At 45.1% G+C, this 6930-nt stretch carries 5 protein-coding genes; 2 read left to right on the top strand and 3 right to left on the bottom strand.

The features are described from left to right. Positions 1-367 precede the first annotated feature (367 nt). On the top strand, positions 368-1774 hold the full coding sequence (locus tag ACX5KA_RS08730) for an alanine/glycine:cation symporter family protein (protein WP_014949007.1): 1407 nt from the start codon (positions 368-370) through the stop codon (positions 1772-1774). 171 nt (positions 1775-1945) lie between these two features. Here the strand turns inward: ACX5KA_RS08730 and ACX5KA_RS08725 are convergent, their stop codons facing one another. Together ACX5KA_RS08725 and ACX5KA_RS08720 are read right to left on the bottom strand one after the other, a co-directional pair. After that, on the bottom strand, positions 1946-2602 hold the full coding sequence (locus tag ACX5KA_RS08725; protein ID WP_156087328.1) for a cupin domain-containing protein: 657 nt from the start codon (positions 2600-2602) through the stop codon (positions 1946-1948). A 50-nt stretch (positions 2603-2652) separates the two neighbouring features. Beyond that, positions 2653-3273, bottom strand: coding sequence for a flavin reductase family protein (locus ACX5KA_RS08720; protein WP_458730902.1), 621 nt, complete (start codon positions 3271-3273; stop codon positions 2653-2655). Between the two features lie 91 nt (positions 3274-3364). On the opposite strand from ACX5KA_RS08720, the gene ACX5KA_RS08715 reads away from it, so the two are divergent. Further along, complete coding sequence (locus ACX5KA_RS08715; protein ID WP_039216242.1) at positions 3365-3922, top strand: acyl-CoA thioesterase; 558 nt, start codon at positions 3365-3367, stop codon at positions 3920-3922. A 67-nt stretch (positions 3923-3989) separates the two neighbouring features. On the opposite strand, the gene ACX5KA_RS08710 is transcribed toward ACX5KA_RS08715, so the two are convergent. Further along, complete coding sequence (locus tag ACX5KA_RS08710; RefSeq protein ID WP_458730901.1) at positions 3990-6554, bottom strand: TonB-dependent receptor plug domain-containing protein; 2565 nt, start codon at positions 6552-6554, stop codon at positions 3990-3992. Between the last annotated feature and the right edge of the window lie 376 nt (positions 6555-6930).

The following is a 6930-nucleotide window of genomic DNA, read 5'->3' as shown; positions in this document are numbered from 1 at the left end:
GGGTTTTGATCCCGCCATTCATAGGTTCGAGTCCTGTTCCCCCAGCCATATTCTTGAAAAAGCCGCTCTTTTGAGCGGTTTTTTTGTTTGTACTCTCGTTTTGTTCAGCAAATGTGTTCTTCTCCCCCATGAATGAATAAATTTGCTATATGCGAGCATAAAACGTCATAGTTTCAGTACGTTTTCATTGTCCAATCATTTAATTGTCGTGCTAGTATTGGTTTTTATCGATATAGCTCGGCTTATTCCAAGGTTTAGCAAATACAAGTTTGCTTAAGCCGAAGCGTTTGTTCTGACAACGCACCTGTCATGTTCAGTTCATTTCTACACGCCGAGCAATAATTAAAACAATAACGAAGGAAAGTGCGTGATAAACGAATTCGTTTCATTAGTTAACAATATTCTTTGGGGAGACGGTCAGGTACTTATCATTATGCTGCTTGCATGTGGTATCTGGTTTACCGTTAAACTTGGCGGTGTGCAGCTTAGGCACTTCGGCCATATGTTCAGCCTACTAAAGGGCAGTAACACTTCTACTAAGGATGGGATAAGTTCATTCCAAGCTTTGTGTACCAGCTTATCGGCTCGTGTAGGCACGGGTAACTTAGCTGGCGTCGCGGTTGCTATATCTCTAGGCGGTGCTGGCGCTATTTTTTGGATGTGGATGATTGCCCTTTTAGGTATGGCCACTGGTTTTGCTGAAAGTGTGTTAGGCCAGCTATACAAAGTACGTGACGAAAACGGCGAGTTCCGTGGCGGCCCTGCGTACTATATCAAGCAGGGTTTGAATAAAACCTGGTTAGCCGTTGCTTTCTCGCTGTGTTTGTTCTTTGGCTACGGTTTTGTTTTCAGTGCCGTTCAAGCTAATACTATCACCGATGCATTAAACAATGCGTATTCTTTCCCCACAGAATATGTGGGCCTAGCCATTATTGCACTGGCAGCCTTAATCGTCGTGGGAGGCCTTAAAAGCATTGCACGCTTTGCCGAGTTTGTGGTGCCATTTATGGGAATAGGCTACGTGCTTGTGGCATTGGCTATTACCTTCATTAATATTTCCGAACTGCCAGCCATGCTGCTCGATATCGTTAAATCAGCATTTGGCTTGCAGGAAGCTGGCGCTGGTGCACTCGGTGCGGCCATTAAAAATGGTATTCAGCGCGGACTGTATTCAAACGAAGCGGGCAGCGGCTCTGTACCGCACGCTGCGGCGAGTGCTGTGCCAAACCCTAATCACCCCGTATCACAAGGTTACATTCAGATGCTTGGCGTTTTCTTAGATACACTCGTGCTATGTACGTCTACTGCCTTCATCATTTTACTTGCTGGCGGTTCAAGCTCTGATCAGATGGAAGGCATACGCCTAACCCAAGATGCGATGAGCAGTCACCTAGGCGAAGGCGGTACTGATTTTGTGGCTGCCGCCATCAGCTTATTTGCATTCACGTCTGTAGTGGCAAACTATGCCTATGGCGAGAGTAATCTGCATATGTTCAAGCTAGATAATAAAATAGGCCGTGCAGTTTACACTATTGGTTATTTAGGCATGATTTACTGGGGCGCACAGGCAGCCCTACCTCAGGTATGGGCCATGGCCGACATGGCGTTAGGCCTAATGACGGTGATTAACATCATCGCTATTGTGTGGATGACTCCTACCATTGTGTCTATCAGCAAAGACTACTTTAAGAAAAAAGACAGTGGCGCAAACATGGAATACAAAGCGGGCGACTGTGAAATACAGGGTAAGTCAGAAGATGGTATTTGGGATTAAGTCCGGCTTTTACTAGGTGAGTGTTTTAGAGTTAGATGTTACCAGGCTAACTTTGACCTAGTGAGATTAAACAAAAGAAAGGCTAACCTCGGGTTAGCCTTTTTCGTTTGTAGCAATTGACCGCATGTAAAACACTAGTTTTGATTTACCTGCAACAAATGAAATGGCGGCCTACAACGCTACTGGCAAATGCCCTGTCTTCACCCATATTATTGTTTCCTCATCCACGTAAGGATGATGCTGACTCATATGAGGATTGCGCAACCATGTGCCTTTTGGGTATGCACCATGTTCGTCTTTAAATGTACCCGACAGTACGAAAATCTCTTCACCACCAAAGTGCTTGTGAGGTTTAAATACCTCACCAACTGGCCACTTAACTAGCGCCACATGTTCATGCTCAAAGTTGTGGAGCGGCATCACTTGTAAACCGCCCTGCCCTTGCAGCCATTGTTCTTTATTTGTATTTACCCGTACTTCACTCAAGTCGCGCTTATCAAACTGGTTCAGCTTCACTAAAATAACACAGCCTTCTTTACTAAAAGGGCTATGTTTACTGCCTGGCGGGTTACGCAAGTAAGTGCCCGCAGGGTAGTCACCGTGTTCATCGGAAAACACACCCTCAAGCACCAATATTTCTTCACCATAAGGATGACTATGCTGCTTAAAACTCGCGCCAGCTTCGTACTTCACGACGCTTGTTGTATGACCAAACTCTTTTGCTTCACGCTCTAAAGGCTTCCGCCATACCGTAGAAGACGGTGACGCCTGCCATTCTTGCATTTGCGTATTAATCGCTAAGCGTTCATCAAAATTCATATTAAGCATTTAGGTCACCGATTAATATTAACGCGTTGTCACTATTTTATTAAAGACCGTTACTCTGGTCTTAGCATTTCGAAAAAGTTTTCTCGGGAAATAGTGTAATAATCGCCTCGTCCGCCACCACGGGTAACTGGCGCACTTTTCAGCGTGCTGTAAACGCCGTTTTCTATGAGTGACTTATCAATGTGTACACCCACTACTTCACCCATAATAAACCAGCTATTTACTTCATCACCTGAGGCTGACTTTAGCTGTACCACATCGGTAAGCTGACACTCCATGCTTACCTTACTCGCTTTTACGCGGGGAACGCTTACCACTTCACTTTCTACAGTTTTAAGCCCTGCATGGTCAAATTCACTTTCTTCAGGTGCCAGAGGTTTACTTGTCGTGTTCATTGCATCAATCAAATCTTCTGATACAAGATTCCAGCAAAACTCACCCGTTTCCTGTACGTTTACCAGTGAATCTTTCTTACTGCCTACTACTGAAAAGCCGATAATTGGTGGAGTATAGTTCAACGCATTGAAAAAGCTGTAAGGGGCCAGATTTAATACGCCCGCTTTTGATTTTGTAGAAATCCAGCCAATAGGACGTGGCGCAATGATCGCGTTAAACGGGTCGTGAGCCAAGCCATGACCTTCTTTTGGCTGATAAAAGTGCGTTTGTGACAAAACCATTCCTTAAAATTTGTGGTAGGGTAATTTAATACTGATATGAACGCTTACCCGGCGCTTTTCAAGAGCTAAAAATTAAAGGTTGTTTATGACTGCACGTAGTGTCGCTTTTTCTAGAACAAGACTGACTGAATTAATGGTGCCTTCTTTTGCTAACTTTGGCGGTAAGGTGCATGGTGGCGTTATCTTATCTTTAATGGATAAAGTTGCCTACGCATGTGCAAGTAAACACGCAGGTGCCTACTGTGTTACGGTAACTGTGGATGGCGTTGAGTTTTTACAGCCCGTTGAAGTGGGTGACTTACTTCACCTCGATGCTACCGTTCATTATGTCGGAAACACATCCTTGGTAGTAGGGATTAAAGTCACTACGGAAAATATCAAAACCAATGAGGTCAAGCATACCAACAACAGCTTTTTTACCATGGTTGCCAAAGATGATAGCGGTACACCTGTTTCAGTACCTGAGCTAGAGTTATCTACTCACCATGAAATGCGCAATTTCGTAACGGCTATACGCCGCATTAAAATTCGCAAGGAAGCACAAGTTAAGCTGCAACGTGATTACGACGCCTTTATTCCCAAAGAAGACTTTGCGCTTTTAAACGAACATCGCTGTGCGGTTAGCTTTGAGAAAAATGAATAAGTAACAGGTACAAAAAGCCAGTTGATTATTAATCAACTGGCTTTCAGCACTCAAGAACCGATGCTATTTAGAAGCTATACGAAACTTTTCCATAAACAAAACGTCCAGTGAAACCGTAAGGCGAGAAGCCTGAATACGGGAACAGGCGCGAGAACGTGGTTACATCATCCACAAGTTCACGGGTTGTTTCTGGGTACACATCAAACAAATTGTTAGCACCAACAGAAACGGTAAGTCCTTCTGTTAACGCAATGCGAACGTCTAGGTCTGTGATCCACTCTGATGGAATGATTTCATTGCGTGCTTCAACTGACGATGGGTCTTCCACTTCACCATAACGAGTAGTGCGTAAGGTTGTTGTGTAGCGGTCATAATTCCACGTGACGCCAAGATTCAATTTGCTATCAGGTGAACTGGTTTCAAAGCGACGAAGCTCAACATCACTGAACAGATTGTCTTGGTCGAAACCAGCGTTTTGCAGCACGTCAGGCGCATCTAAAATGTCTGTTACTTCGTTGTCATTGAAGTTCATTCCGGCATTAAAGTTAAACGCACCATAGTCAGATGTATTCAAAGTGTAAGTAGATACAATGTCCACACCTTCTGTACGCGAATTGATTGCGTTTAAGAAGAAGCGTGCACGGTTTGCTCCAGTGCCTTCTAGCAAGGCTTCAATCGCATCACCCGAAAGGTTGTTAGACAACACAATTCGATCGTCGATGTCTATGCGGTAGAAGTCTACCGTTAAGTTAAAGTCGGCTGTGGGCGAGTAAGTAAAACCAGCACTGTAGTTATTCGACTCTTCTGCGTCTAGACCCGGGCTACCAAGCGCTTGCGCAACATCACTAGATGGTGCGAAAGTCCCCGTTTCAGTTGGCTCGCCATCAACAAATACGGTTGCGATAGAGGTGAAGAATTGCTGCTGAAGAGACGGCGCTCTAAAGCCGGTTGATACCGACGCACGAAGTGCAAATGCATCACTCAGAGTTACACGGTGAGACATTTTCCAATTAAACGTGCTGCCGAAGTCAGAATAATCTTCATAGCGCCCTGCCACTGCAACATTCCAATTCTCAACCACGTCAGCCTCTACATCCACGTAGAAGCTATAGTTATGACGGCTGTTTTCACCTGCAGATTCTGGTGTAAAGCCAGGGAATACTTGGGAACCAGCAGCACCAAACGGGCCGTCTACCGGGTCTGTCACCACGCCGCCAGGTCCAAAGGTACCTTGAATATAGGAGTTTTCTTCACCTGCAGTAATTTCGTAGCTTTCGTGACGGTATTCTGCACCCATTGCGAAGTTCATTTCACTGTAGAACAAACCCGTATCAACCAATCGTGACGCGTCTGCATTCACTATAGTGGTGTTGTATTCTAGCGTACCTGCATCAAACTCAGTTTGACTCGTTGGACCTAAAGACGTGTTTAGGGTGTTGATAACACCATATTCAAGTTCATTACCGCCATGTGTTACGGACAAGTCGTAATTCCACACATCGCCATAACCCTTAATACCAGCAAGCAGCGACATATCGGTTATGTCAGTTTGAATAGAAGGTAGGAATCCGTCTGGATAAATTTCAACTACGTTTCGTGAATCTTGAGCACGACGGTAAAAGCCTCCGCCTACCGAATCACGGGTGCTGTAGCCTGCGGTAGTATAAAACTCAACGCTATCAGTAAGGGCTTTGCCCGCGTTTATGAACAAGGCGTAATCTTCCACCTCACCGTTACCGTAAACGTGGTTGTAGCGATTAACTGTAAGTTCGCGCGGGTCTAGATTACCCTCTGCATCGCGGGCATAGTTTTCTCGCTGGTCGTAGTCCGAACGGTTCGCCTGTCCACGGTCACGGTATTCACCTGATACGTTAACAAAGCCGTCGTCTCCCCATTCGAAGCCTACGTTTCCGCGAAGGGTAAAGGTTTGTCCATCGGTTACGTCTCTGTCGCTTCCTTCAGCGAATGCTAAATTACCGTCAGCGCCAACACTTACCCCTTCAAGGTTAGGCACACCATCCATTGTTGTAACGTTAGCACCATACGTTGCCGACACTTCACCGCCTTCGGCAGCATCTTTCAAAACAATGTTGATAACACCGGCAATGGCGTCTGAGCCGTACTGAGCCGCAGCACCGTCACGCAACACCTCAATACGCTTAATCGCATTAGCCGGGATAGCGTTTAAATCTACCGCTGATGAGCCACGCCCCACTGAACCATTTAAATTAAGAAGCGCGGAGGTATGACGACGCTTACCATTAACTAATACCAGCGTGTGATCTGGTGCTAAACCACGCAGCTGCGCTGGTCGCACGTGGTCGGTGCCATCGGTAATAGATGGCTGAGGGAAGTTAAAGCTGGGCAGTAACTGGTTTAAGATCATGTTGGTTTCAGTGAGGCCCGTTGCTTCTATAGATGAAGCATCGATAATATCGATAGGTACAGGGGAGTCATTGATGGTGCGACCAACGCGACGTGAACCTACAATTTGGATTTGCTCAACATCTTGCTCATCAACAGAGGCTTGCTCCTGTGCAAGCACTGACGAAGAAGAAAAAGCCATTCCTGCAATTACAGAAGCAATGAGGGAAAGCTTGAAAGCAGAAGCGTTAAATTTTGCCTGTTGCATTGTGTTGTTCCTGAATTCTTTTAAATTTTACTTTTCGAAGTGTGTAGTTTTGTATTTCGTGAATGAAAAACGCTTTGAAATACAATATCTTCTATCTATTGTTGGGGTACTGCTAAACGCCAGATTGTCTGAACAGACTTATTATTAGAGATGAAAAGCACGTGGTGCTGAAGGCTGAGTAAATCACAAAAAGATTCGCTCGCACAATACTAAAGTTGTAATAAATCCTCAATATCGACGACAGGTAGAATTTTGAAGATGAAGCGACGGAATCATCTATTGGACGGTGGAAGAGGCGGTAGAAAGGTGCCACCTTCACAAAAGGTAGTTTGAACTAGAATACATCAAGAGCCTGTAACAGATTCTGTGTAACTGC

It is taken from the genome of Alteromonas alvinellae (assembly GCF_902705805.1).
This window is presented reverse-complemented; position numbering and strand designations above follow the sequence as displayed.